The following is a 26,581-nucleotide window of genomic DNA, read 5'->3' on the forward strand; positions in this document are numbered from 1 at the left end:
ACCGACCATTATGGAAGGTGATCAATATGGATGATTGGGCGAAGATACGCCAACTGTTTTCCACGGGCCAGTACTCGAAGCGGGAGATCGGCCGGCTCGTCGGGGTGTCCCGGGGAACGGTGGATCGGGCGTTGGAAACGGACCGGCTCCCGAAGTACCAGCGGCCCGCGGTCGGGTCGAGTTTTGATGCGTTCGCCCCGCAGGTTCGGGTGTTGTTGGCCGTGACGCCGACGATGGCCGCGTCCACGCTCGCGGAGCGGGTTGGCTGGCTCGGGTCGGCGTCGGTGTTCCGGGACAAAGTCGCGGGGATCCGGCCGGAGTACGTGCCGCCGGACCCCGCGGACCGGCTCGTGCACGAGCCCGGACAGCAGGTCCAGTGCGACTTGTGGTTCCCGCACGAGGACCTCCCGCTCGGCCACGGGCAGCAGGGCGCGCCGCCGGTGCTGGTGATGACGTCCACGTTCTCCGGGTTCTTCCAAGCCCTGATGCTGCCGTCTCGGAAAACACCGGACCTGCTCGGCGGGATGTGGTCCCTGCTCCAGGCCGCCCGCGCGGTCCCGCGACGGTTGCTCTGGGACAACGAGTCCGGCATCGGCCGCGGCAAGCTCACCGAGCCTACTGCCGCGTTCGCGGGCACCCTCGGCACCGAGGTCAAGCTCCTCAAGGCCCGGGATCCGGAGTCCAAGGGTATGGTCGAGCGGCGGAACCGGTTCTTCCGGTCCTCGTTCATGCCGGGCCGGGTGTTCGTGTCCCCGCAGGACTTCAACGAGCAGCTCGCGTCCTGGCTGCCGGTGGCCAACGCGCGTCACTCCCGGTCCCGGCGCGCCCGCCCGGTCGACCTGATCGACCAGGACCGGGCCGCGATGCGCCCGTTGTCGCCGGTGGCGCCGGACGTGTTGTTCCGGAACACGGTGCGTCTGCCGCGGGATTACTACGTCAGGGTGCACTCCAACGACTACTCCGTCGCGCCGGCCCTGATCGGCAGGCTCGTGGACGTGACCGCTGACCTTGAGCAGGTCCACGTCGCCCACAACGGTGTCACCGTCACCTCTCACGACCGGGCCTGGGCCCGGCAGCTGACCATCACCGACCCCGACCATGTCATCCAGGCGGCCGTGCTCCGGCGTCAGTTCCAGAGCCTGCACCGCCATCACCGGCCCCAGGCCCACGTCGCGTTCGTCGAGTCGGCGAGCCTGTCGGACTATGACGATGTGTTCGGTGTCGATATCGGTCCCGGCCTGATCGAGTTGGGGAGGCTCGCGTGAGCGGCGCGGCGTCTCAGATCGAGTACTACGCCCGCGCGTTGCGCGCCCCGAGGATCGGTGACGCGTTCCGGCGCCTGGGCGATCAGGCCCGCGACGCGGGCTGGTCCCACGAGGAATACCTTGCCGCGGTCCTCTCCCGCGAGGTCTCGGAGCGGGAAGCGTCCGGCGCGGCCCTGCGGATCAAAGCGGCCCGGTTCCCCGGCCACAAGACCCTAGAGGACTTCAACTTCGATCACCAGCCCTCCGCGGACCGGAACCTGATCGCCCACCTCGGCACGAGCGTGTTCGTCACAGAGGCGAAGAACATCGTGCTCCTCGGGCCGCCCGGCACGGGCAAGACCCACCTCGCCGTCGCTCTGGGCGTCCAGGCCGCCAAACACGGCCACCGTGTCCTCTTCGACACCGCGACAGGCTGGGTCGCCCGACTCCAAGAGGCCCATTCCCGCGGCAAGCTCGCCGCGGAACTGATCCGGCTCCGCCGTTACAGCGTGCTGATCTGCGACGAAGTCGGCTACATCCCGTTCGACCAGGACGCGGCGAACCTGTTCTTCCAGCTCGTCGCGAGCCGCTACGAACACGCGTCCTTGATCCTGACGAGCAACCTGTCATTCGGACGCTGGGGCGAGGTCTTCGGCGACCCCACCGTCGCGTCCGCGATGATCGACCGCATCGTCCACCACGCCGACGTCCTCAGCCTCAAAGGCAACAGCTACCGGCTCAAAAGCCACCAGCCCGCCGCCGATACGGCATAGTAGAAACACACATGGTGGTCCTGCTTTCAAACGGCACTATTGGCCCTGTTTTGGGTCGGCGTCAACAATTGTGATGCAAGTTTTGACTGGTCGGGCCGATAACACAGAAACGCCCCTGCCCTGTCATCGCCAACGGCCTACATTTCAACGAGCGTCGACACGATAACCGCTCCGTCGGGATAAGACAAAGTTTGGTGCGACCCGAAGAGCCCACCGCAGACGATCGGACACCCTTCGCCGCTCGCCGGTCAATAGAACCGGGCGCACATTCCGCTTCGGATGCGTTTACCACTATTGGCGCCATGTGCCGCAGCCGATCGGAGTGCTAAACCACTCCATACGTTAAGTTCAGAGGCGCCAGTGCTGGTGAGGAACAGAGACCGACAATGGGCACCGTATGGTGAGCATATGCTCTTCGATGATTTAGGGGATTCAGCGCGGACGCTCCTCCGCGGACGAGGTCGTGCGATCGGCGGAAGCCTGACCGTGCTTGCGCGCGCGCATGCCAATTCGACTTCACAAGAATTAGCCGAGGCAGTGGCTGGGGCTGGCCGCAGTGAAAAATCCGGCTTAGGGCTTCTTCTAGCTCGTGTTGCATTGGAAGACGCAGTGTCGGCGCGATCGAGAGAACTGTTCAACCGGTTCTTATTCCGCTTTGGGGCTCATCTAAAGACTAGTGTCAGCGAACCGGGCCTATCGGCGGGGCAACGATTAGTTCTTGCTATCGCTGCAGATGAAGTGTTCGAGGCACTTGCGTCTGCAAGTACCGCGCAGCGTCGCGAGGTATCTGCGATACGACATAGGCTGACCGGGCCGAATATCACGGACACCGAGTGGAATTCCACCCTTGGTGTCGCCAAGGCGGACTTCGACACCATCGTTGACCAGTTCAGCCGAGAACTCGGCGATCGACGCCGTTTGGGCCGCCAAGCCAGTTCGCCTCTGCCTGTTCCCGTATCAACGGTGGTCTCAGAGACTACGATCAAGCCCCATCCCCTCCCGACGTGGTTATCAATATCGTTTCCGAGTTCGCCAGATCCCTTGGTGACCGCCACTGCCAATTGGCATCCGGAGCCCGAAGGTCGCTACGAGGCTACGTCAGTGAGCCGCGCGTGGTCGGCGTTCCGCGAGGGTGAGTACGCCATTGCTCGTGCAGCCCTCGAAGACACACTCGCAAAGCTTGGAACTGATTGGGGGCCAACAAGCAGCGCTGACGCCCTGAGGACGTGGAATTGGATTCGACTTGTCACGGAACTAGCGGCTATCGACAGAGGCGATGTAACCGATGTGCGTCGGTCTTGGACTTCGGCCTGCGGTTTTGTGAAGAAGTGTCTGCCGGATGACGCTGAGTTGATTGACTGCTTTGTGGAAAACGCGATCGGAGACTTCGTCGGCAGCGACCTAGCAAGTATCCGAGCATGGAGCGCATATACGATGCGGCTCGTCTCAGAGCTGGGTCACGAAACCGCGTTGGCACTGTATTCGAACAAAGTGAAGGCTGATGTAAGGGAGGCCTGGGCCGAGTCATTTCGTTTGACTTCGGCCGACTCGAGGAGCACTGCCTCAGCGGCAGCCGTCCTTGTCTCTCGATACCGGCAATCTACCCAGAAGTTGTACTTGGGCGCACGAGATGGCTCAAATCCCGCTCGCGTCCTGCGTGACGCTTCGCACCACTTCGTAGACCTGTTGGACGAAGCTGAGGGAGTCCTATTTTCGGACGCCCTCGAGCTCAGTCAAGACATGGAACGTCTGATCGGCATAGATGGAACTAACCATCGAGATCTTCGAGATCTCGAGGATGCTTTCATTGGGTTCAAGACCACAATCGCCGTCTCAGGCAGCGGCATATTGCAAGACTTCGTGTCGCCCCTCTTACAAGTTTCCATCGCCGAAGTACGCCGAGCTATCGAACGCCTGGGCGACATGAGCAGGCCCGACGTCAAGGTACAGCTTTCCTCGTCGAAGCTTCCGTTCAGTGCCGCTAATGGCTCGACGTATCAGATTCGCTTCGTCCTTACTAACTCAGGCAATGCAACTGCCGAAGGCATTTCTCTCCGCGTCATTGAGCATGAACTGGGCATAGACACCACATCACGCCTAGATTCGCTTGGCCCAGGCTCTGAGGGGGAACTCAGCGTGACCGTCACAGCAACGGGCAGTTCTCAGAAGGCCGTTGCTTTGTCGTGCGAACTCCACTGGACTGACGCTCTTCTCCAACAATTCGATGCCGTCCAGCAACTCTCCGCCGAAGACCAAATGCCGGTGGCGTGGGCGGCAAATGATGTCAATCCCTTCAGCCTCGGAACAATTTCTGAACCGGAGCGCTTGGTGGGGCGCGCGGCTGACTTGGCCTCGCTGGACGCGCTGATTGCAGGACGGGCTTCGGCCTATATAACGGGGCACAAACGCGTTGGGAAGACATCCCTCACGCGTGTGTTGCTGCGGTCCGCTCGGGAGAAGAGAGGGTGGGCTGGAAGCGTCCTACCGCTAGGACGCGCTCTTGGTCAGGATCAGACGGCTGGGGACCTCGTCTACGCCTTGCTCGACGAGATCCTTGATGCCGCGCGCGATACCTACGGAGAGGCCATGGACAGTGTCAGCGAGGTAAGGGTTGACGAATCTGGTAACTTCGCGCGGGCGGCTAACCGGTGGCTTAGAGGTACCTCACGCGCTCTCCCGGAAGACGCTCGAGTAATCATTGCCATTGATGATTTCGACGAATTGCCCGCCCATCTCGTCAAGGGACCGCAAGCTGACTCGCTGTTCCTGTTCCTGCGATCGCTCGTGGATGAAGAATGGCTCAACTTGATCGTTGTCGGTAGCGAGATTTTGCCGTCGATCATTCAGGCGCAAGCACACAAGCTCAATCAGGTAGTGCCCGTATCGGTCACTAACTTCTCTTCTCGTTCGTCCACAGCTGAACTGCTTCAATCCCCCACCAGCGGTCGGCTGGAATGGGTTCCAGATGCAATCGACAGAGTCCATTCAATCTGTTCAGGTAACCCGTACTACGAGACGCTCGTCGCCCAACGACTTTGGCAGACTATGCGCGAGTGCTCGCGGTCTGTTGTGACAGCAAGCGACGTAGATGAAGCCGCTAATTCGGTCGCCCGAGACGCTCCAGATTCGCATTTTGTACACCTTTGGGCGGACAGCTCGAACGGTCTCGACCACACTGCTCGATCGGCCATCGTCGCGAGCGCCGTGCTGCGCTCAATAGCTCGTTGTGGGGGTGACGCACTGACGCCGGCTGCGCTGGACGAGGTGATTCATTTGGCTCAAGGTTGGATCCAGACCGCGACTGTTGATGAGTTGAACCAAACCATCGCAACTCTGCGATCAGGTGAAGTCGTCCGTTCAGGCCCTTCGGGTGATCGGCTACTGATCAGCATTCCGTTAGTCGGTGTGTGGCTGTTGGGCGCAGGCGGGCGCGTCCTCGATGGCGTCTATTCGACTTCGAAGCACGCGACCGCAACGGTGCGCATGATCACAGACTCAGACCTTGTTGAGCTCGCTCGTCAACTCAGATACCGGGGTGAGCAAGTCACCGAGATCAGAATCAAAGCTTGGCTGGAGCAGTTCGGTGGTAACGATAGACAGTATCTGGCGTACAAGATGCTGCGCCGCATGATCATGGATGGCTTCTTCACATCCACACGCCTACAAGCTGTCGAACTACCGCGGCTGGCGACCGCTGTCGGACAACTCGCAGCAGCTCGAGTGATCGTGAGAGAAGCCAATAACCAGAACCTTCGCAATGCTTTCCTCATAAACCATGGTGTCGCGGGAGACAGCACGCAAGGAACGCTCTCTCTCCTGGCCAAGACTTTGAAGATCAAAAAAGCAAACATCCTGAGAATCCCGGATCTTGGCGATCGGATTAAGAATATCAATACCGAAATCGTGCTATTTCTGCTCGACGACTATTGCGGCACAGGTACACATCTGGCTCGAGAACTCAACTTGCTCGTGGAATTCATTACGGGCATGGGTGAGGAGTGGATCGAGAAGGTCCACATCGTCGTGGGCGCGAGTGTCGTCGCAGACAAAGCGGACTTGCCGACAGCGGACACATCGATTGCTATCGAAACTGTGGGGGGAACGTATTTGGGAGATCGGTTCCGACCGTTCAATCCTGATTCTGGAGTCTTTGACACCGCCAAGGAGCGTGAAGACGCTGAGGAGATGACAGCGTCCATCGGGCGCGCCCTGATGCCGCGCAATCCTCTTGGCTTCGGCGGGCGAGCGCTACTGACGTTGTTCGAATTCAATTGCCCGAACAATGTTGCGCCAATCTTTTGGCAGGTCGGAAACGTCTCCGGCACCCGTTGGACTCCCCTATTCGAGCGCGCGATGTAGCCCGAGATCGATCGATCAAGTCGAGGGCAGTGGTGTTAACGCCAACTGAAAACAGGGCCAGAAAAGCGCCAACGGCCGACTTTTCAACGAGCGTCGACACTGGCCAATGGCCAGGGGCGTTGGATAGAGAAGGCTAGGCAGCTTCGCGTTCTGCGGAGATGATGGTCGGCGCGCTCTTGAATGCTGCGCTAAGCAGTGAGCGCTGGCCCTCCGAGAGAGGCGGTGCCACGGCGAGCTGGCGCAGAGCCCAGGTGGAGAGGGTGGTGGGCATGTGGGCTGAGGTGGTGCGGGGTGATTCCATGCGCTGTACATGCGCGGTTAAGATCTGGCAGAAACGCGTGCCGGATCACATGCCGTATGGATGAGCTACGCGCGAGCGTGCTGTAAGCGATCCGGTGGAGGTGAGCGCTCCCAGACGTCTGAGACTCAACAGCAGATCGATCTCTGTACGCGGGTCGATGACTATTAGCGATCGGCTCGGCCGCGGCGGCTCCCAGTCCAAAGCCTTGATCACCGGATGAACGACGACCAGCCGCATTCGTCCTCCTGTCCAAGGCTCCGAGGACGGCACCACGCACCGCGGCTCGGTGAGCCTTTGCAATGCAGAATCCTCCTCGGCCCACTGCGACCAGGTGCCGGCGGCCGATCCTTCTGCCAGCGCACGAGCCTGATACTCGGTGGCGACGTCGCACGCGTAGGCGTAGCGGTTCTGCCGTAGGAGGTCAGCCCAGGAACCGCCCTCGACGATCGTTTCTGCGCGCCCGAGCTCCCCGTAGCCTTCGATGAACGAAGCGAGCAGACCGCCGGTGCTTACGCTCAGACGAAGCTCGCCGCCAGTTATCTCGCCGCACGCCCAGAAGGATCCACGTATCTTTTCGCTCATGGATAGTGCATGCGCGGTGTCCTAGTACCGCAGACGCTCCCGCACGAATCCGGGCGCAAGCTCGCCGTCGGACAGCCAGTCGATCATCACTGTCAGCGGAATGCTGAGCGGTGACAGCGCCTGGCCTGGCTGCACCATTAGAAATAGATCAGGGTCGGAGTGGATATTGAAGAGCGGCCTGGACGCCCCGCCAGCCACCCCAATCCGCCAGAGGTTCTCAATTCCCTCTGCAGGGTGCCAGCCGAGCTCCACGGTTAGTGCCCGGCTCGAACCAAGGCACTGAGCGAACCAACTGGGGTAGGGATGACCCGGTTCGCTGATCCGCTCTACGATCAGGAAATTCCAGTCGACTCCGGTACCCACCATCGACACCAATTTTTCGAGAAGTATCCATGACCCCATAGGCGACCACCCGCCACCAGAGTTCATCCACTGGTACTTCGCCGGCATGGGCTCCTCACAGGCCAACAGATCGAGGCTGAGACTTAGGTCCTGGTCGCGCAGATGCTGTGGCATACCGGGTTCATGCGCGGGTGCGTCGCTCGCCGGACAGGCCCGCGCATGGAGCGGGTATGAGAAAACGAGAGCTGCGCCCCGAGTACTGCCCGCGGTGCCGATACCTTCTGGTCGGTGCGGACACTTACCCAGCCTTCGGCAACTGCCTGATTTGCAAGGTCAGCCCGGGCTGGGCCTACCGGGCGCACGGATTCGATGACGACCCAAACCGCTACAGCGACGCCCGAAGAATCCGCCGACGTGTCCGCTCGGTGGAGCTCATTGCTCGTCTCCGTGGAGTCCCAGCAACGCAGCAGCGCTCTTGAGCCACCGGCCGATCAGTCGTCCGTGGCGCCCGACTGACGGTATCTCGCTTCGATCTCCGCTTGGGTGGCCTCTAGGAGCGTGAGTCTGTAACGCCTATTCAGTCTTGACGGCGAGAAATTCCGGTCAGGACGGTCGGGGTCGGTTGTGCGTTGCTGGCGAGATGATCAATGACTTTGGCTCTGCATTTGTTCTTGTGCCGAGCGAAAAAAGGGCCAGTGTCCCGTTGACGGCGCAGGCCGGGGCGCTGTCGCCCGTCTGGGCGGTCCCGCCCTGGTGTTTAGGTTGCCGGGCGGGCTGTCAGGGCGCTTTGCGCGGCCTGGAGGGCTGTGGTTTGCATGGTGTGGAGCTTCATCAGGTTGTGGCAGGCGGCGATCAGGTCCCATTCGTGGGCTGCTTGCTCCAACCCGCGGAGCAGGACGAACTTGCCCTGCCGGGTGTGGATCTGACCGAACACGGGCTCCACGATCGCTTTGCGCCTGGCGTAAACGGCGCGCCCCTTCTTCGTTTTCAGTTTCCGCGCCATGCGTTCCCGGAGTGTTGCATTGGCGGGGATTCGGCCCCGGGGAACCTCGGGAACACGCTCGCCGTGCTTGACCCGGCCTGTCGCGATGAAAAACTCCGTCCTGCTGTCCCCGGCCGTCTCAATGGTCTTGGCGTAGTCCAGGTTCGCTGCTGAACAATACCCGGCATCGGCTAGGATCTGCTGGGGCAGGACCCCGGTCGTGGTGTGCAGTTTCTCGACCATCGGCACGACCTGTTCAACATCCACGCCGATATTCGTCAGCATCGTCGCGACGATCACTTGATGGTCCGCGTCAACGATGGCCTGCGCGTTATAGGCGTAGTGGAAGGACCCGTCGGCGGTCTTCATGATCCGGGCGTCCGGGTCGGTGAAATTGCGTTGAGCCTTCGGGGAAACGACCGCGTTCTTCGCCGCGGCCTCACCCTTCTGCGCCACGGCGTCGTCATCCTCGCCCTTGTCCCGGGCTTTCTTCTCGGCCTCTTTCCGCGCCCGGGCGGCCGCGTCAGCCTCTAACGCGGCGCGCGCCTCAGCCAGTTTCACCAGACGCGACTCCCGCCGCGCGAGCTCCGGCGGGAGTTCGTCGCCGCGTTTGTCTTTCCCGAACCGGGCATCCTCGGCGTCATCGATGGCGTCCGCGTCAGCCAGCAGGGCGGAGACCTCGTCGGCGAGGACTTTCTGCTTCTCCGTCAGGCGGGCGTAACTCATCGCCTTCCGCCTGGACGCATTGGCGCGAACCTTCGTGCCGTCCAACGCGACCTGCCCCAGCGACACCATCCCCGCCGCACGACACAATTCCAACGCCTGCAGGAACACATTCCCCAAACTCGACAGGTGGCGTTTGCGGAACCGGGCAATGGAGCGAAAATCCGGTGCTTGCTGCGCGGCCAACCAGCGAAACGCGACCACATCCACGCACACCCGTTCCAACTCCCGCGACGAGCGCACACCAACGCAATACCCATACAGCAGGACCCGGACTATCAGGCGCGGGTCATACGGCGGCTGACCCTTCGACTTCGCATAAGACGCGTAGAACTTCTTCAAGTCCAGCTGGGTTTCGACGATGTCCGCGATGAAACGAGAGAGGTGATGCTGCGGCAATCACTCATCCAACGATGGCGGCACCAACATCACCGCCGCCGGCTCAAACGCCCGAAAACGTTTGTTCACACCCGCGCCAGCCTCAACACCGTCATCCACAACCAGCTCAACGTGCTCAAGTTCCGTCGCCGGGAACAGCCCATCCGAATCGCTCATGGTCAATTTTCCCAAACCAATGCACTTGGCTCGGGAACTCGACCGGCGTTTTAAATTTAGGTACTACTGACCCACGCTCCTAGAGTTAGCTAGACGAACGATCGAGAAGACACCAAGTGTTCGCCCGATACATCCGGGGACATTCGTTCGTGCGGGTTCGTGTCACGCTGTGGTGCGGAGGTCTGTCGCTGACTGCCTGATGGGTCGCGACTATCCGTTGGGGGACTGGATGAGAGCTTCGATTGGCATCAACGCCGACCCGAGCGCCACCGTGTCTCCGCCGAAGCTGGAGGTGTGAAGTGTGAACTGGCTCCCGGGACGTGCCAGGGCGCTTGTTCGGATCGACTCCTCGATTCGTGGCCGCAGGCTTTCCATTAGTCGGTTCCCGACCCAACCTCCGACAACCACGCGTTCCGGGTTGGTCAGGTTGACCATGCTCCCGAGGGCTGCGCCAAGGGTGTCGACGATGCTCGTGACGATCACGCCGGCTGCTTTATCCCCTTTTTCTGCAGTGTCAAGAAGGTCGCCTAGAGCACGCCAGCCGGTGCCTTCGAACTGGCCTCCGGCGGCTTCCCATTCGGCAAGGATTGCGTCTGCGCCAAGGTACGCTTCCACGCATCCCCTGCTGCCGCAACGGCACAGTCGGCCGTTGACTTGTACCTTGGTGTGCCCCCACTCGCCTGCGCTTCCTGCTGCCCCATGGGTTAGTGCCCCGTCGGTGATGATTCCCAGTCCGACACCGCGACCGAGGAGAGCAACTAAGGCGTGATTGACGCCGCGGGCCGCGCCGAACCAGAGTTCTGCTTTGGTTTGTGCTTTGGCGCCGTTGTCGGCGAACACTGGGAGGTCACCGCGGATGAGCTCCGAAATGGGTATTGCAGGCCAGCCGAGGCTTTGGGCGTAGAGCACTTGAACGCCGTCTGCTTCGGTCTCTACCAGGCCGGGCAGTCCGAGTCCGATCCCGAGCAGGCGGTCCCATCGGTGGGGATTTCGGAGATGGAGGGCGAATACGGCCTGATTCAGGTCATCGACGATGCTGGCGGCGGTTTCGGGCTCTGCTCCGCCGCTGAATTCACGGTCGACGCGGTTCATCCGGAAGTCAAAGAGTTCGACGGCGACTCCACGTTCGCCGACGTCGACGCCGAGCGTGTAGGCACTGTCCGCGCGAGGGGCCAAGAGGGAGATCGGCCGCCCGCCGTGGGAGGACACCAACCCGGTTTCCTCGACGAGTCCCTCTCCGGTCAGTTCAGTGACCATGTTGGTTGCGGATGCCATCGAGAGGCCGCAGTCGCTGGCTAGTGCCGCTCGAGTGGTTTCGCCAGCGAGGATGATCTGCTTGAGTACGGCTCCCTTGTTGCGCTGCCGGAGCGACGTCACTGTTGATGCACCCGCCGAGGAGCGGGCAGGTCGGCGGGTGTTTGGGTCGACGCTCATGGTGGTCCGACGATACCAATGATGGAGCTGGTCTGGGTCTTCGGCTCGCCTCGCGAAGCCCGTTGCGGTGTTCACCTCTGCACCTACTCGGCTTCGAGGTCGAGGCTGATAAGCCGGGCAGGTGTGTTCACACGCACGGCCAGGTGGTCCTGTTCCCAGGTCACGGCGAATGAGGATGGGTCGTCGGCGTTGATCGTCCACGTCGAGGGTGGCGCTTCCAATGGGAACCTCATGACTGCCCCCGGGCGAAGCTCAATGTGTGGCACTTCCGCATCCTTGTATGGTTCGCCGGCGGTGTGGTGCCACAGACCATCGATCTCAGCTGTCGGTGAAAACCGGGTGGGTGCTGCCGCATCGGCCTCAATATATCCCCAGGCTGGAATACGAAGTGGTTGACGGCCAAATAACGCGTTCACAACGTCGGGGCGAACGGAGCAGTTGAGGAGAGCAATGCGGTGTAGCAGCTCATTGAGAACGTGCTGGGCAGCTTCGGGGTCGAGAGTTACCTCCGGGTCCGCGATCAAATCCCAGTCGGCGGGTGGGCTCACTGATATCGGGGACGTGTCGGTGTCGAGTTTCTTCCATGGCCAGAAGTTCCAGCCGATATTGTGCTGCTCATACAGGCGGGTCGCCGAATAGATCCATTCCGGGGTGTTCTCGCCTCCCTCGCCCATGTAGATCGGCAACCCGAGCCGGTCACGGGCTTCCAAATATTCGGCAATGCTGGACCGTTCGGGCGGGCACCAATAACGATGGAATTGAAGGGCAGAGTTCGGGTCGATGACCTCCGTAAATATGGACCAATTTGTTGCCCAGTGCGAGCCCTCGTAGACGATGAGGTGATAAGGGTCGATCTCACGGATCGCAGCTGTGAGCTCCCGGTAGAAATCGACGAGCTCGTCAGCGTAAATGTGTTGCCATTCGTTCGGCAGGGGTTCATTAAGCAGGTCGTAGCCGAGGACACTCGTCCGGTCGCGGTATCGGCGGGCGAGTTTTCGCCATAATTTCACTGTTTGCCTGCGATAGCGGTCATCCATGAACAGTTCGGGCTTCAGGTTAGGGGAATCGTCGATATTCGTTCCAGTTTGTCCGCCCGGTGCTCCGTGCAGATCGAGCAAAATCCACAGGTTGTGCCGCTCGCACCACTGGATTGCCCGGTCGATGAGAATGAATCCGGTTTCGATCCAGTTGCCGCTGTCGTCCATGAGGCCGCGCGAGTTGATCGGCAGCCGGACATGGTCAAAGCCGAGTTCGGCGATGCGTTGGATGTCCGCTTCGGTGATGAACGCGTCGCGGTAGCGGGCCCAGAACTCGAGTGCCCGTTCCGCGCCGAGGAGGTCGGTAATACGTGCCTCGATCTGCCGCGGTGAGCTCATCTCATCGCCGAACTTCCACATGTAGCCTTCGGCGAGCAGCCAGTTTCCAAGGCCGATACCGTGAAGCAGGAGCGGGGCACCGGTGCCGTCGACCAACTCCGCCTTGTGAGCGTGAACGTATCCGTTGAAGCGGGTGGGGTTTGTCATGTTGTCCTATTTCAGTCCGGAAAGGGAGAATCCTTGAACGACGTAGCGTTGGAAGACTACGAAGATGATGAGGATCGGGACCACCATCAGCGTCGCGGCTGCCATTTGCAGGGAGGGATTCGTCGCGATCTGCTGATTCAGAAGCGCGATACCAACGGAGAGGGTGTAAAGGTGTTCGTCGTTGGCGATGATCAAGGGCCAGAGGAAGCTGTTCCAGCTGGCGATGAACGTCAGAATGACTTGGACCGCCAAGATCGGTTTCGACAGTGGTAGCACGATTTGTAGGAAGACCCTGAACTCTCCGGCTCCGTCAATGCGTGCCGCTTCCATCATTTCCGAGGGAATGGTCGTCATGAACTGCCGGAAGAGGAAGACACTGAATCCACTAACCAGGGTGGGGAGGGCAATCCCGACGATGGTGTTGGTGAGTTTCATACCGTTCAAGATGAGGTACGTGGGAATCATCGTCACCTGAACTGGGATCATCATGGTCACTAGGACAAGGAAGAAGAGCGCGTCGCGCCCGCGGAATGTAAATTTCGCGAAGCCGTAACCGGCCATGGCCATGAGCAGGAGCCCGATCATGCTGATCAGGACAAGCCCGATGGTATTGAGCAGGTACCGGCCGAAGTCGAGGTCCTGGAAGAGTTGGACGAAGAACTCGAAGGTGGGTTTCTGCGGCAGGATCCTTGGCGGGTACGCCACGCTTTCGCTGCGGGGTTTCAGTGACGAGGTCAACATCCAGATGAATGGGAACGCGGTGGCCAGCGCACCAAGCCCCAGCACGATGCCGACGATGATGGTCAGCCGATTGGCGTGACTGCGCGACTTGCGCTTGGCCGGTCGCGGGTTGCACGCCGCCTGCTCATGCTGGACGGGCGATGTTGCTTTGGTCATGGGGGGTTGGAGCTTAGTATTCGACATCGGTTTTCCTTGCACGCAGTTGGGCGAGGGTGATCACTGCGATGATCAGAAACAGGATTACGGAGCCTGCGCTCGCATAGCCGAATTGGCTTCCGCTGAATCCTTTCTGGAAAAGGAACAGGGATATGGAAGTGGTGGCGCCGATCGGGCCGCCCTTGGTCAACACGAATGGTTCGTCGAAGAATTGGAGCCACGCGATGACCGTTGTGATCATGACGAAGAAGATCGCGAACCGCAGCAACGGGATGACAATCGAGACGGTCTTGCGGATTTCCGAGGCACCGTCTAACGACGCCGCTTCCAAATATTCGCGAGGCACGCCCTGGAGGGCAGCTAGGAAGATGATGATGTTCAAACCGGTCCCCCGCCAGATGGCAACGAACGCGACGGAGAACTTCGCCAGAAGCGGATCGCTGAGCCACTGCACCGGCGGTACCCCCACGAGGGACAGCAGGTAGTTGAATAGGCCGAACTGGGTGTTGTAGAGGTACCCCCAAACCAATGCGATGGCGACGATTGCGGTGATGGCGGGTAGGAAGTATAAGGAGCGCAGCGCGCGGTAGAAGCGGCTGTTGCTGCGGTTGAGCAGCAGGGCGACGATCAGCGAGGAGATAATGACAGACGGCACGCCGATCAGGGCGAAGAAGGCAGTATTCCCGAGTGACTGCCAGAAGGCCGGGTCGGCGAAAAGTTGAGTGTAGTTGTTGAGGCCGATGAACTTGATCACCGACCAATCACCCAACCCGGCGAGGTTCATGTCAGTGAAACTGACGAAGCCCGCAATCAGGATGGGCAGCACGCCGAAAGCAAGCAGGAGGAGTGTCGCAGGGGCGATGAGAACGTAGGGCGTAGCGCGAATCTTCATGGTTTGTCCCGATCCTTGTGGGGCCTTGGGGCGGAGCGCAAGCAGGCTCCGCCCCAAGACCCGATGGTGGGTTACTTGACCGACTGGCCCGCGGTGGACGCGTAGAGCGTGTTCAATGTGCTGTCCCGATCGGCGTGGTTGAGAACGATGGAGTTCAGGCTATCGAGCAGAGCCTTCCCGGTGACGCCGTCCCAGTTCGACACCAGCGGCAGCAGCTTGGAGTCGGCCAACTGCTTGGCGTAGACGTTGAACAACGGGTCTGACACCAGTGAGTCATCAGTCAAAGCGGTCTTGACCGTGGGAAGGTCGCCGTCTGCCTTGTACCAGGAGACCTGCGTCGCGGTGTCGGAGAGGTAGTTCAGCAGTTGCAGGGCGCCGTCCTTGTTCGCGGTCTTGGCGAAGACGCCGAGGTTGGACCCGGCGAGCAGCGACGTACCTGCTTTCGCCGATGGCAGCGGAACCGCCGACCATTTGCCGGCCAGCTCGGGGGCTGCGGCGGTGATCGCAGAGGCGAGGTAGGGACCGCTGACGACCATCGGCGTGGCGCCGGACGTGAATCCCTGCACCTGGTCGAAGTCACTGTTGGTGGGTACGCTGCCGTCCGCATACAGGCCTGCGTAAACGTCGACGGCCTTGTGGAACGCGGGCGTGTTGAAATCGATGTTGCCCGTCTTATCCACCACGTCACCGCCCTGGTCCCACGTCATTTCCACCGGCAAAGCGCTATCCCACTGCGGAATGTAGTAGCCGTAATTGCCGGCGCCGCGGGCGGTGAGAGTCTTAGCGTCGCCCCGGAGTTCGTCCCACGTGGTAGGCGGCTTTGAGATGCCGCTGGCTGAGAGAATGTCGGAGCGGTAGAACAGCACTCTGGTGTCACTGACCCACGGGATGCTGACAACTTTGCCAGCGACAGCGGTGGCCTCTCCGGATGCGCCGGCCACGAACTTGTCGGCTGCGAGGTTCGGATAGTTGGCAATCGTTGCCTGGTCCAGGGTGAGCAACCCGCCGGTGTCGGCGAAGGAACGGATCTTTGACACGCCGATCTGCACGACGTCCGGGCCGTTACCTGAGGCGACGGCGGTGGTGAGCTTCTGATCGATGCTGTCCCAGGGGATGGCGACAGCGTCGACCTTGATTCCCGTGCTCTTGGTGAACGGTTCGACGAGGGTTTCGAACTTCTTCGAGCTGTCTCCCATCACCCAGACGGTGAGAGGTTTGTCGGAGGGAACACCGGAGGCGCTGCCGGACGCGCCGCTGGAGCAGGCAGAGAGGGCAAGGACGCTGGCAGCGACGCCGGCGGCGAGGGGAAGGATCCATTTGGTGCGGGATCTCGACATTGAGGTGTTCCTTTCGATGGGGTTGTGATGTTAGGCAGAAATAGAATTTCGGGCGCCGAGTGCCCGGTGGGCAGCGATCAGAGCGGTGTACCATCGAGCGCTGAGTTTGGGGATCCTCGCTTGGGTTCGGTAGTCGACGTAGACCAGTCCGAAGCGTTTGCTGTAGCCCTCGCCCCACTCGAAGTTGTCCAGGAACGACCACACGAAGTAGCCCTTGAGGTTGACGCCTGCGGCGATCGCTTGGCCGGCCGCGTCTATGTAGCCGCGGAGGTAGGCAACTCGATCGGTGTCGATGACGTCCCCGTTCGGATCGACGTAGTCGTGGTAGCTGGCGCCGCTTTCGGTGACATACAGGGGCAGGGAAGTGAACTCGCGGGCAACTCGTAAGAGCACAGCCGTCATTGATTCGGGGATGACCGACCAGCCGAATGACGTCGTCGCCGGTTGTGCCGCCACTTCCCTCACGGAAAAGGGAGCCGACGGGTCATCGTGGGCGATCACGCGCTGGTAGTGATTAATCCCGGCGAAGTCCAGCGGGGCATGAATGATGGCCAGGTCCTCTGGTTCGATGGCATCGCGGAGACCGTATTGGTCGAGGGCGGCATGAACGTTCGCGGAGTATTTGCCGTGGAATATCGGCTCAAGGAAGACGAGATTGCTAACAGCGTCTAACCGCGCGGCGGCTGCCTGGTCCCCGGCTAGGGAGGACGCGGCGACGATATCCGTGACGATATTCGTGACGCCGATGTGGGCTGTGGGGTCGATGGCCCGTATGGCCGCTGTAGCGAGCCCATGTGCGAGGTTGAGGTGATGGGCTGCACGAACTGCAACGTTCATGTCTCGTCGACCGGGCGCGTGCGCCCCGGAACCATACCCGAGAAACGCGGAGCACCACGGTTCATTCAAAGTAATCCACTTCGACGCCGAGTCGCCTAGGGCCGACACGGTTCGAGCAGCAAAGTCGGCGAAGCGGAAAGCCGTCTCTCGCTCACCCCAGCCGCCCAAGTCCTCCAGCTCCTGTGGCAAGTCCCAGTGATACAGCGTGACGTAGGGCTCAATTTCACGCTCCCGCAGTCCCCCCAGCAATGTCCGGTAGAAGGCAACGCCTTCCGGGTTTAGGTCGCCGCTACCGCCTGGCTGGAGGCGAGACCAGGACACGGAGAGGCGATAGTTGGACACGCCAAGTTGATTGAGTAGATCGAGATCCGCGGGCCACCGGTGATAGTGGTCGCAAGCAACATCCCCAGTGTCGTCGTTTTTCGTGTTGCCTGTGGTGTGTGAAAACGTGTCCCAAATGCTCGGTCCTCGCCCACCTTCGTTCGCGGCCCCTTCGATCTGGTAAGCCGCCGTAGCGAGTCCCCACGCGAAATCGGCCGGGAATCGGTCTAAATGGATCATTTCATCATCGAGCGGCCCCGGCCCCGGGCGCGGTCTGAGTGACGGTTCCGTGGGCAGAGCGGGCATTACACGGATGTGAGTGTTCGTCGTTGAACTCATGATGACTCCTTAGGTTTATTCCATTACTTAATATAAGCCATGGCTAATCTATTTACAACGTGGATTTGAATGTTCCGCCCGGGGGTGATGAGCTCCACCCACGGTCGTCCCGCTCCAGGGACCGAGTGCGAGCACGGCGAGATGGCTGCTCTTACTTTCAGGCCCGGTCGGCGAACACCCATGTTGGGCTTCAGGAGGTGCATGCACACGCATATACCATGGAGGGGTCACTCATACAATTCGGTATTTTCGCCGTCAGGGACGTCACGACAGGCCCGACCAGCGGCCGCACGCCCAGCGACCCTGAGCGCACCCGTGACATCCCCACCATCGCCCAGCATGCGGACAGATGTGGCCTCGACGTCTTCGCCACGGGAAAGCACCACAACCCGCCGTTCGTGGCTTCGTCGCCCACGACCATGCTCCGCCGCCTTGCCGGTATGTTGCGCCCCGGGTTTAGCCTCAATGCCGTTCAGTTAAAAGTTTGAATTGTGATTTCTGGTTCATGGCAGGGTTGTGGCCAGTGCGCGTGGTGGAGGCGTTTGGCGGGCCATTTCGAGACCTTGCGTTTGATGACGCGTGGGTTTGATCGGCGTCGCCGTGCGGGGTTCAGCCGTCGGATGAGGGCGAGGATGGCGTGGCGCCAGACCGCTGTGGTGTGGTCAGGTCGCGGAGGGGGAAAAATCGCCCTGGGCCATGGAGCGGCGGGCGATGCGGCGGTCGGCGATGAAGGAGACCCGGTCAGGGTCGCGGTTGGCGTGCTGTGCGGCCTGGATCATCAGGGTGCGGATCGCGTAGTGACAGCAGAGGTGGCCCCAGATTTCCTGCTTGACCAGGTCCGGGGACTTGGACCGCATCACCATGCGCGGGCTACGCTGATGAGTTTTCAACTCGTCGAACACGGACTCGATCTCCCACCTTTTTGAGTACACGGTCGCGAGCTCTTCCGCAGAGGCCTCACCCAGATCAAGGATCGTGCTCAGTAACCGGTAGCCATCGGGATTGTCGCGGCCGTCGTCGATCGTGTAGTCCACGACCCGCACGGTCAACGGTGCTGTCGACTGCCGCCCCGGACCGGAGGTCGGGATGATGGTCGCCAGCCACGAGCCGTCAGCGAGGGTCTCCAGGTGCCTCGGGCGGAGATTCGTTTTGACCCGCCAGGGCAGGTCAGCGCCCGTCGCTGCTGCCTGTTCCCATAGCCGGAAGCCGTAGAAGCCGCGGTCGGCCAGGATGGCGAATGGGCCGCCGCCAACCACAAGGGAGGACGGTGTTCGTGGTTTCAATGTTGATCGCTGCGGCCGCTCCGAAGCCTTAGTGCAGGCCCTGATTTGCAAAGAGAAAACGGCCGGCTTCCCGATTGGCACTCGAGCAGCCGGCCGTTCCGGGCTGGCAGCAACAGAGGGAGGGTTGTGAACTGCCGGCCTTTAACCGACGGCGCGAGGAGTTCGTTGCGCTGTCGGCTGGTCTGGGTTTAGTGGCGCATGCGCGGCCTTGTCTTGCAGCGACAGACGTCAACTGCCGGTGGCGCCGGGTGCGTCGCCGAGTGCGAAACTCTTGGCGGTACTGGGGCGAGATTGCGCGTCATCGAAGGTCAGAATTCTTGACGTGGACGGCGCGTTGTCGACACATCCGCGCATTCACGTCGCTCTCCCAGCAAACGCAGCGTCTCTTCGATGCGATCGAATCGTGGTCAGCCCGGCCTCGAAACTGTTCTCCCGCAAAGCGTCGCGAATGGCAACTGCCGAGATGCGTGGATCAGCCATGCAAGCGCGAAGCCGGGCGGCGCTCCGAGAGTCGATTGAGTTGATATATGCATTGATTTTGCCGACGGTGCCGACCTGTGGTCGGGCGGATCGGACGAGCTGTTCGTACACTGTGTTTGTCCCTCCAGAGACTCGTGCCGGGTCGCGTCCAGATGTGGACTACGGCAAAACCGTGCGCTCCTCTATAGATGCGCGGGCATCTTCAAATATTGCACGGCGGGCAAGAATTAGCCGATGATTCTCGTCTGGATTTGGCTATCTTGGTTCGGGCGCCCGGACCGTTGAGTATCGCCCAGGACCGTGAGGCTGGCACTACCTGTATTTCTTTCCCCTATAGTCACAAGCGTCGACGGCATTAGAAAGATCCGTGTCAGACCAGTGCGGAGTTTTTGCTTGGCGCATCGAGTTATCGGCATGCGGAGGTGGAATCCGAGGCAACTGATCGGAGGGAAGAGAAAGGGTTTTTCCTCGGGCGGCCGTCGGCGTTCGTGCTCCGAAAACAGTCCCTGCGGCCATCACGGACGCGCCGCGGCATCCCGCTCTCGGAGCCTCGCTCGAAGGCAACCAGCAGGACAGCTTGCCTGGACCGCTGATCCAACGGCGTCCTGATCCGGACGACTCCTCTCACGCAATTCGCTTAATGGATCGCAAGAGTGGGCGTCCAGTTGACGCGGTAGACGAGCTCGTCCGGGGCGACGACTGCACATTGCTTGCATCCAATCTCTGGGCGCCGCCGTGATGCACGACGTATTCGTGCGCAGTTGCCGGAGGGGGAGTGACGATCACGTTCCGGCTGCCACTGCCCGAGAACACGGGGCTCGGTGCAGTCGGATGAGATCGGGATCCGCTGCCTTGGCGGACAGGGGACGGGGCTGCCAGCGCCGGGATCGGCTTGCTGAGGGAACTGAATTCCGGGTGAGGCGACGCGGATCGGGGAGCGTGGCCGATCCAGGGTCAGTGAGCACCTTGGGTGAAGGATCGATGGGCGCCGGCTGGCCCTAGTTCTCGAGGAGGAATTTCAGGTGTGGGGCGGCGGCTGCAAGAGTCGCGCTGGCCCGTGCCAGGCGACGCGAGGCGCTGCCTGGCGTGATGCCGCGTTCGCGTGCAAGTCCGCTAAGGAGGACGGGTTGGCGTCCGTCCAGCCCAAAGGCATCGACCAGGAGGGCTCGGTGCTCCTTGCTGAGGAGATCAAGTGCGGCGTAGATCTGCTCCTTCATATCTGCTTCCTCCATCAGCTCCTCTGGCCCTGCTCGACCGTCCGGCACAACGTCTGACAGCATCAGTGATTCGACCCCGCCGCCGATCGGCCGGTCCAAGGATGACGGCCGCGGGATTGAGAGGCCGCGGCGGATGAGTGCGCGCCGTTCATTTCGATTGGCCAGATCTCCGGGCATTCCTGCTCGGGCCACTGCCTCTCCCTGGGTCGAACGGGAATGCTGAAGGTATTTGTAGAGCGGAACTCCCCGTGAGGGTTCGAATCGGTCCAAGGCTTCGAGGCAACGGAGGGTGGCCTCTGCTGCACGATCCTCTGAGGCCTGAGCGGTGGGGGATGTGCGGGTCGCCTGGCGCGTGATCCAAGCGAGGTATGCGGTGATGAGGCTATTGCGGGCACTGAGCGAGTTGATGCGGTCGGCGTCCGTGGCCTCAGTCGAATGGCCGGCCCCGATCTGGGCAATTAGGTGGGCGTGAACGGCGCGGTCGAGTTGGACTCCGGGGGGCATGGCGGCCCTCGTTCGGTCTTCGTGCCTGGTTGATTTGAGCATTGCAGTCCTCCGTGCAACGGTCCCTGCGAGTGGGGATCTCTACTTGGACTGCGCGTTCGGGGACCCAAGATCCCGGCTTAGAACGCCTACTTCAGGCTTATTTCACCTGGCCATACTCCCCAAGCCCAATGAATCCCTGGGACCGAGGGTCTATTTCACTATTGCGCCTCTTCCAACGGGTTCGGGTGGGGGTTGTCTTTCCGGACAGACACCGATTTTGAGTGACTGTCTGTGTCGATGGCGGTGGCACCCCTTCCTTTGTGAATTAGCGAAACAGTGAAATAGCTCTCTGTAGAGAGAGAAAGAAAGAGAGAAGAACAGCGTAAAAACGCCGAAGTTCGGCCGTCTTCTGGCGCTGCCACTACTTCATTTTTATTTCGAATTTGGCCCTAATTTCAGATCCGCTCCTCTCGGCACAAGAATCTTGGGCCTGCCCTCGCGCAGTCCATGTACAGGCCTCCACTCGTTGAGGCCCAATAAATCCCTGGAGGGAAACATGGATAACACCAGTGCAGAGTCGGCAACTACCCCGACCATCCGCATCACCCCCGAGCACGAGAGACTTCTCGGGCAGGTCAAGCATGTCCTGATCACGGCAACGGACGAGGACTGGGAGGCGGTGATCGCCGCCGCGGCCCCCGGCGTCATCGTGGCTGGCCTGCAGTCGACCACCGGGTGGGTATCGAAGGAAACGGGCGTTCCTGACCCTGGTCTCAACCGGCTCATCAGCGCAGAGGGCACTACGAACGTGACGCTGGCTCTTGGACACATCGAGAAGAAGCGCTCGCTGTACGACGAAGCCGAGAATCTGGCGGCACACCTGACGTGCCTGGGTGCCGCGTCGGTGAACTTCCTCAAGCTCGGAGCCTTCAGCGTCGAACTGTCACTGCGGTCTCAGACGGCCGAGAGCCGGGGCAAGTATCTGGCCGCACTCATCGCGCGGGCGGCCCCGACTCTGGGGCGAGCGCCGAAGGCCGAACCCGTTGCTGCGCCCGTCCGCTCAAGCATTGCCCCGGTCACCGACTTTGAAGCTGGGATTACCTTCACGGGCGCGGATCTCACCATGCAGGTGATCATGGAGGCGGCTGTGCGCCGCCTCACCACACACAAGGTGGTGGATGACCTCCGTGACCCTCAGGGCCTCTCCGCCGAGTTCACCCACGACCTGGAAATCTCGGTCATGACGAGCAACGGGATCAGCCCGTACAAGGTCCCCGGCGTTCGCGACGAAGACCTCCAGTATCCGCGCCGGTACCTCAACCGGGTTCCCCAGGGCACGTCAATTGTGGTTGCAACGGACGTGTGGGTCGGAAAGGCTATCGATGCCGCGATCCGTGCCCACCATGCCGACGAGGTCGTTGAGAGCCCTGTGTTCAAGAGGACGGGCTGGAAGCAGATCGACGGGCAGTGGGGATTCCTCTCACCGACGGGTTTCATGACGGCGAACGGCCTCACGGCTCGCGCGCACTCTCAACTCTCGGATGCGTACAACGATATCGGGCTTCTCGACTTGAGCGCGGTGACGGACAACGAGCGCACTGCTTCTCTGAACACTCTGGCGATGAGCCGTGAACTCACGAACCCGAACTTCTGGGCCGGCATGTGGGGCCCGGCGATCTGGTGCGCAGCAGGCATGGGCGTGGGCGCCGTCGCCTTCATGGCAGGCCCGAAGGGGTGCGGCAAGAGCACCGTGATGAGCGGGTTCACAGCGCACCTCTCCAGTGCCTTTGCTCCCGCCGGGCGTTCCATGGCCACAGTCGATGGCAGCGTCCCCAACATCGGACGCCTCGGCAGCGGCCTGGACGGTCTCTTCCTCGCGGTGGACGACAGTCGAAAGCGCACCAGCCGCAACGGCAACGAAGACCAGGAGAAAGCCCTGGAGCGCCTCATCCGTTGTGGCTACGCCGGCGGCCACGCCCGCCACACGGTCTCCGCGAAGAACTCACGCACCGGCGAATGGGAACAAGGCGTTCCTGATCTCAGCTCCCCGGCCATCCTCCTGGTCGGCGAACAGATCCCCGACGCGGAGGAACTCGACTCATCCCGCGAACGGCTGTACCCGATCATCATGGACCGCGGCGTGAACATCTTCGCCAGCGGCAACAGTAAGGAGTTCGAGGCTCTCGCAAACAACGGGCTGCCCGCGCTCGCGTTCTCCTTCTTCATCCGCTGGGTCGCCCTGCAGATCGCGAAGATCGGCATGGACGCGTGGCGCAAGACGTGGGAAGAGAAGCACGCAAAGGCGGTCGGATTCCTCTCGAACATTCCGGTGTCGCGCCGCGTCCATGAGGTCGCAGCGCTCGTCGAGTGCGGAAACCTGATCTGGCTCGAGTATCTCCTGGAGATTGAGGCGATCACGGATGCTGAGCGTGAAGACCTCTTCCGGGACATTCACGCGGCGGTTCGAGCAACTGCCCTTTTCCACGGGACGAACAACCTTCAGTCCAATGAAGCGCCCGCCTGGGAACCACTGCTCGACGCTCTCCGAGCTTCGGTGGCTGGCGGTCAGACGTATGTTCAGGACGCTGGTGGCCCGCAGTCGCTGGAGGACCTCGGTTTCGTCGCCGTGACGTTGGAGGACCACAAGAAGATGCTGGGCGTCCGACGTTCCGGACGCGGCGGAAACGTGGACTTCCTCGCCTTCCAGCCCCGGGATGCCGCGGCCATCCTCCGCATGGATCCGAAGTACCGCTCCATCACTGAAGCGGCACTGTTCCAGGCTTTCGCTCCCATTGCGATCACCGATGCAGGCCACAAACACAAGCTCGTGAGGATCAACGGCCTCGGCGTGAAATGCATCGCCGTCGCGTGGACCCTGTTCTCCACCACCGGCGCCAGAACGGGGGAGTAGCGGTGACGATCGCCGAGTGGCTCGCCGCGAACACCGGACCTCTGGCCGTCCGGATCAGCACCGGACGGCCAGCAGTTCGCCTGTACTCGGCGGCTGGTGAAACGTTCACTGCCGCCGGTGTCGAGGAGGGACTATCGATGTTCGCGGCTCTCGGCGATCGCCCGGTCTACTCCGAGGATGCCGCCCAAATGGACAGTGATCACCGGGCGTTCCTTGTGGCTCTCGGCAATCCGAGGATCCGCAACGGGCGGGTCCTGGACCAGGCTCTGGCACCGCTGAAGGACAAGATGATGCCAACGGCTGGCGCCCCTCTCGCCGTCCTCATGCAGGCGCACAGCGCCGCTCCGGAAGCTGCCAAGCGAATCGCACGGCAAGTCGAAAGCGAAGATCAACTGTGGCGCGAAGTTGCCCGGCGCGGCTACATGATCGATCGATTCGCCGTGCAGGAACAACGCCAGATCCGCCACCGCGAACTAGACATTATGAAGCGCGAACTGGGTGTCGACGTCCGCGTCTCGGATTGGAAGAAGTCGAAATTCCTCGACCGGATCGGAGTCGGCTATACCCGGACCGGTGAGTACGGCTGGGCGCTGCCCGGGAAGTGCGACATTACGAACATGCCCGTGGCCAGTGCGGACGCGTGGGCCCGATACACCAAGGCTCACTCGACTCTGAAACGCACACAGATCCTCGATGGCCTCGTGGAGAAGATCACGCCGGCAGGTCGGGTCCACCCGGTGTGGCGGACGAACTTCGCAGCCACGGGGCGCATGAGCGGACGGGCGCCGGGGCTCATGAGCGTGATGAAAGAGCTGCGGTTCCTTTTCCTGGCCGAGCCCGGCCACGACGTCGTCTCGGTCGATCACAGCAATCAAGAGGGGCGGGTACTGGCCCGCCTCATCGGTTCGGAGACCTTCACCCGAAGCGTCCTCGACGGGGACCCGTACGCCGATCTGGCGGCATTCACCGGCCAGGACCGGAAGACCGAAAAAGTTCGGTTCATCGCTTTCCTGTATGGGCAGAAAGAATCGACGCTCGCCAAGACGGCCGGCGCCGCACAGGCCAACGCAACACACGCCGGCATGAGACGGCTCTTCCCCGATGTCGTCGAGTTCTGTGCGGAGCAGACCGAGCGCAGTCGCCGCGGTGAGGTATTGACCACCCTCTGGGGTCGGCCGCTCCCTGTGCTCGACGGGCGGACGTATGAGACCCGGCATGCGATCGCGACGAATCTGCAGGTCCAAAGTTCGGCTCGGGATGCCTACGGAGCGGCAGTGCGCGCGACAGTCGTATCGATGGGCGCGGAGAGTCTGTTCATCCCGCTTCATGACGAGCTATTCATTCTGGCGCCGACTGGACGCGCGGCTGAGTATGCCGAGATGCTGCTCGCCGCGATGACGGTCGACCTAGGCCAGGGAGTGATTCTCACCAGCAAGGCAAAGGTCTCCTTCGGCCGCTGGGCCCAGCCCAACCACTGATCCCCGTGCAGGCAGATCGCCGCTCCATCGCTCGCCTCACCCAGTGACGTTGGTAACAGTTCCATAACGCCTTCCTGAGTGCCCCTCTGGTCGCCACATGCCCCAAGAGGGAGGGCAGAACAAAGGTGATGCCCCATATCCCAAGGGGCACCAGTGGACCGGGCACGAGAAGCAACCGTACGACCAGTAGTCATAACTGCACAGGCGCGAAAGGCAACCGCTCCTGCACGCCGCGCTGGCATTAACGCCGCGCACCTTATGGCGCTGGATTTGCACCTCGCCCAGGAGCTGGCCGCTCTCCGTGCGGACCTCCTCAACGCCAGTAACCGCGAGAAGACCCGAATATGGCGAGCACCTCGCGCGGTCGCGCTCCTCGCAGCCGGCGTGACTGAGTTCAAGGGGTTCGCTCGCAAGTACGACCTCGCGACGGCAGCCGAGATGGTCCCGGGCACGTTCTCAACGGACCTGGCGTCATATCTGTGGGAGGTCTGGAGCAGCCCGAAGATGGCCGACGTCCTCACCCCCTGGGCCTACACGAATAAAATCCTGGCGACACGGCTCGGTCACGCGAACAAGCTGGACCGGCTCCGCGAGAGCCACGATTCCGACCGGCGCAACGGCTTCACGGGAAAAGTGAACGACGATGGCACCTGCAACCCCCTCACAGTCGTGTTCGCGGACGACGGTTCAAAGACCATGGGGCTGCAGGAAGACTCCGTATCCATTGAAGCTGAGCGGCGGGCCGCGGGCGCTGACGCGACTGCATTCTGCTCCGCTGCTCTCAACGGGGTGGTCGAGCTGCTGTGTCTGACTGGCATCGATTTCCACACAGCAGGGGCTCTCGTCGAGGCGATCCTTGAGCGAGGGTCGGAGACAACCTCGGCGAGAAGCGCCTACGACGCCGTGACGCGCTGTGCCGTTGCGCGGACAGTCATGCACGGCGGTGTCGAAGTCCGTGTGGCTGGCATCCCGGAACAGCTCAACATCCCAACCGCAATTTTCAAGCAGACCGCCAGCCTCATCCTCGGCAACTCCGCCGGCGACGCAGGCGTGCTTCTGGTCGAACGCGGCGCCGCAGGAACCGCCGACCCGCTCGCAGTGAAGAACATCATGAACTCAACCTTGAACATCCTGGCTGCTGCTCCTCTGCCGAGCGCCGCAGTCAAGGCGCGGACAAAGGAACTCATCAAGCACAAGAAGTCCATCGCGAAAGCCAAAAAGATCGCAATCCAGGCGCTGGAAGCCCTGAATCTTGGGTCCGGGCACGCGCAGTCCATTTAGAACA

The 26,581-nt window shown here is 61.6% G+C and carries 17 protein-coding genes and 3 pseudogenes; 7 read left to right on the plus strand and 13 right to left on the minus strand.

Features of this window, described 5'->3' with window-relative positions; translation table 11 throughout:
• The first annotated feature begins 26 nt into the window (after positions 1-26).
• From RCH22_RS01810 to RCH22_RS01820, 3 genes are all read left to right on the plus strand, one after another.
• The gene (locus RCH22_RS01810; RefSeq protein ID WP_327012612.1) at positions 27-1,265 is read left to right on the plus strand and encodes an IS21 family transposase; all 1,239 of its coding nucleotides are present in this window, start codon (positions 27-29) and stop codon (positions 1,263-1,265) included.
• Positions 1,262-2,017 (plus strand): IS21-like element helper ATPase IstB, encoded by a 756-nt coding sequence (istB, locus tag RCH22_RS01815; RefSeq protein WP_327012613.1) that lies wholly within the window; start codon positions 1,262-1,264, stop codon positions 2,015-2,017. The genes RCH22_RS01810 and istB overlap by 4 nt, the downstream gene beginning before the upstream one ends.
• A 408-nt stretch (positions 2,018-2,425) precedes the next feature.
• The gene (locus RCH22_RS01820) at positions 2,426-6,376 is read left to right on the plus strand and encodes an ATP-binding protein (protein ID WP_327012614.1); all 3,951 of its coding nucleotides are present in this window, start codon (positions 2,426-2,428) and stop codon (positions 6,374-6,376) included.
• Positions 6,377-6,509: 133 nt separating this feature from the next.
• Here RCH22_RS01820 and RCH22_RS01825 read toward each other — a convergent pair whose 3' ends face one another.
• From RCH22_RS01825 to RCH22_RS01870, 10 genes and pseudogenes are all read right to left on the minus strand, one after another.
• Positions 6,510-6,647: a hypothetical protein gene (locus tag RCH22_RS01825; protein ID WP_327012615.1), complete on the minus strand. Its 138-nt coding sequence runs from the start codon at positions 6,645-6,647 to the stop codon at positions 6,510-6,512.
• A 75-nt stretch (positions 6,648-6,722) separates the two neighbouring features.
• Positions 6,723-7,259: a hypothetical protein gene (locus tag RCH22_RS01830; RefSeq protein WP_323508354.1), complete on the minus strand. Its 537-nt coding sequence runs from the start codon at positions 7,257-7,259 to the stop codon at positions 6,723-6,725.
• 21 nt (positions 7,260-7,280) lie between these two features.
• The gene (locus tag RCH22_RS01835) at positions 7,281-7,775 is read right to left on the minus strand and encodes a hypothetical protein (RefSeq protein WP_323508352.1); all 495 of its coding nucleotides are present in this window, start codon (positions 7,773-7,775) and stop codon (positions 7,281-7,283) included.
• 583 nt (positions 7,776-8,358) lie between these two features.
• A pseudogene (locus RCH22_RS01840) lies at positions 8,359-9,810 on the minus strand (IS1182 family transposase).
• A 261-nt stretch (positions 9,811-10,071) separates the two neighbouring features.
• Positions 10,072-11,295 (minus strand): ROK family protein, encoded by a 1,224-nt coding sequence (locus RCH22_RS01845; RefSeq protein WP_323508351.1) that lies wholly within the window; start codon positions 11,293-11,295, stop codon positions 10,072-10,074.
• A gap of 83 nt (positions 11,296-11,378) precedes the next feature.
• Positions 11,379-12,818 carry a cellulase family glycosylhydrolase gene (locus tag RCH22_RS01850; RefSeq protein WP_323508350.1) on the minus strand — a complete coding sequence of 480 codons (1,440 nt, stop codon included), beginning with the start codon at positions 12,816-12,818 and terminating at the stop codon, positions 11,379-11,381.
• A gap of 6 nt (positions 12,819-12,824) precedes the next feature.
• Positions 12,825-13,715: a carbohydrate ABC transporter permease gene (locus RCH22_RS01855; RefSeq protein ID WP_322188704.1), complete on the minus strand. Its 891-nt coding sequence runs from the start codon at positions 13,713-13,715 to the stop codon at positions 12,825-12,827.
• 13 nt (positions 13,716-13,728) lie between these two features.
• The gene (locus RCH22_RS01860; RefSeq protein WP_322188702.1) at positions 13,729-14,607 is read right to left on the minus strand and encodes a sugar ABC transporter permease; all 879 of its coding nucleotides are present in this window, start codon (positions 14,605-14,607) and stop codon (positions 13,729-13,731) included.
• A gap of 71 nt (positions 14,608-14,678) precedes the next feature.
• Positions 14,679-15,944, minus strand: coding sequence for an extracellular solute-binding protein (locus RCH22_RS01865; RefSeq protein WP_322188700.1), 1,266 nt, complete (start codon positions 15,942-15,944; stop codon positions 14,679-14,681).
• 30 nt (positions 15,945-15,974) lie between these two features.
• A complete protein-coding gene (locus RCH22_RS01870; RefSeq protein WP_323508349.1) occupies positions 15,975-17,441 on the minus strand; it encodes a GH1 family beta-glucosidase in 1,467 nt (488 codons plus the stop codon).
• A gap of 233 nt (positions 17,442-17,674) precedes the next feature.
• On the opposite strand from RCH22_RS01870, the pseudogene RCH22_RS01875 reads away from it, so the two are divergent.
• A pseudogene (locus RCH22_RS01875) lies at positions 17,675-17,881 on the plus strand (LLM class flavin-dependent oxidoreductase); the annotation flags it as partial.
• 222 nt (positions 17,882-18,103) lie between these two features.
• On the opposite strand, the gene RCH22_RS01880 reads toward RCH22_RS01875, so the two are convergent.
• The 3 genes and pseudogenes from RCH22_RS01880 to RCH22_RS21095 all read right to left on the minus strand — a co-directional run.
• Positions 18,104-18,805, minus strand: coding sequence for an IS4 family transposase (locus tag RCH22_RS01880; protein ID WP_323508348.1), 702 nt, complete (start codon positions 18,803-18,805; stop codon positions 18,104-18,106).
• A gap of 1,397 nt (positions 18,806-20,202) precedes the next feature.
• Complete coding sequence (locus tag RCH22_RS01885) at positions 20,203-20,436, minus strand: hypothetical protein (protein ID WP_327012616.1); 234 nt, start codon at positions 20,434-20,436, stop codon at positions 20,203-20,205.
• Between the two features lie 219 nt (positions 20,437-20,655).
• Positions 20,656-20,967, minus strand: a pseudogene (locus RCH22_RS21095) (sigma factor); the annotation flags it as partial.
• 496 nt (positions 20,968-21,463) lie between these two features.
• Here RCH22_RS21095 and RCH22_RS01890 point away from each other — a divergent pair.
• The 3 genes from RCH22_RS01890 (at position 21,464) to RCH22_RS01900 (ending at position 26,577) form a co-directional block, all read left to right on the plus strand.
• The gene (locus RCH22_RS01890; RefSeq protein WP_327012617.1) at positions 21,464-23,818 is read left to right on the plus strand and encodes a hypothetical protein; all 2,355 of its coding nucleotides are present in this window, start codon (positions 21,464-21,466) and stop codon (positions 23,816-23,818) included.
• A 137-nt stretch (positions 23,819-23,955) separates the two neighbouring features.
• Positions 23,956-25,296 (plus strand): DNA polymerase, encoded by a 1,341-nt coding sequence (locus RCH22_RS01895; RefSeq protein ID WP_327012618.1) that lies wholly within the window; start codon positions 23,956-23,958, stop codon positions 25,294-25,296.
• 258 nt (positions 25,297-25,554) lie between these two features.
• Positions 25,555-26,577 (plus strand): hypothetical protein, encoded by a 1,023-nt coding sequence (locus RCH22_RS01900; RefSeq protein WP_323508344.1) that lies wholly within the window; start codon positions 25,555-25,557, stop codon positions 26,575-26,577.
• The last annotated feature ends 4 nt before the right edge of the window (positions 26,578-26,581 follow it).

Source organism: Cryobacterium sp. GrIS_2_6, from assembly GCF_035984545.1.
GTDB lineage: Bacteria > Actinomycetota > Actinomycetes > Actinomycetales > Microbacteriaceae > Cryobacterium.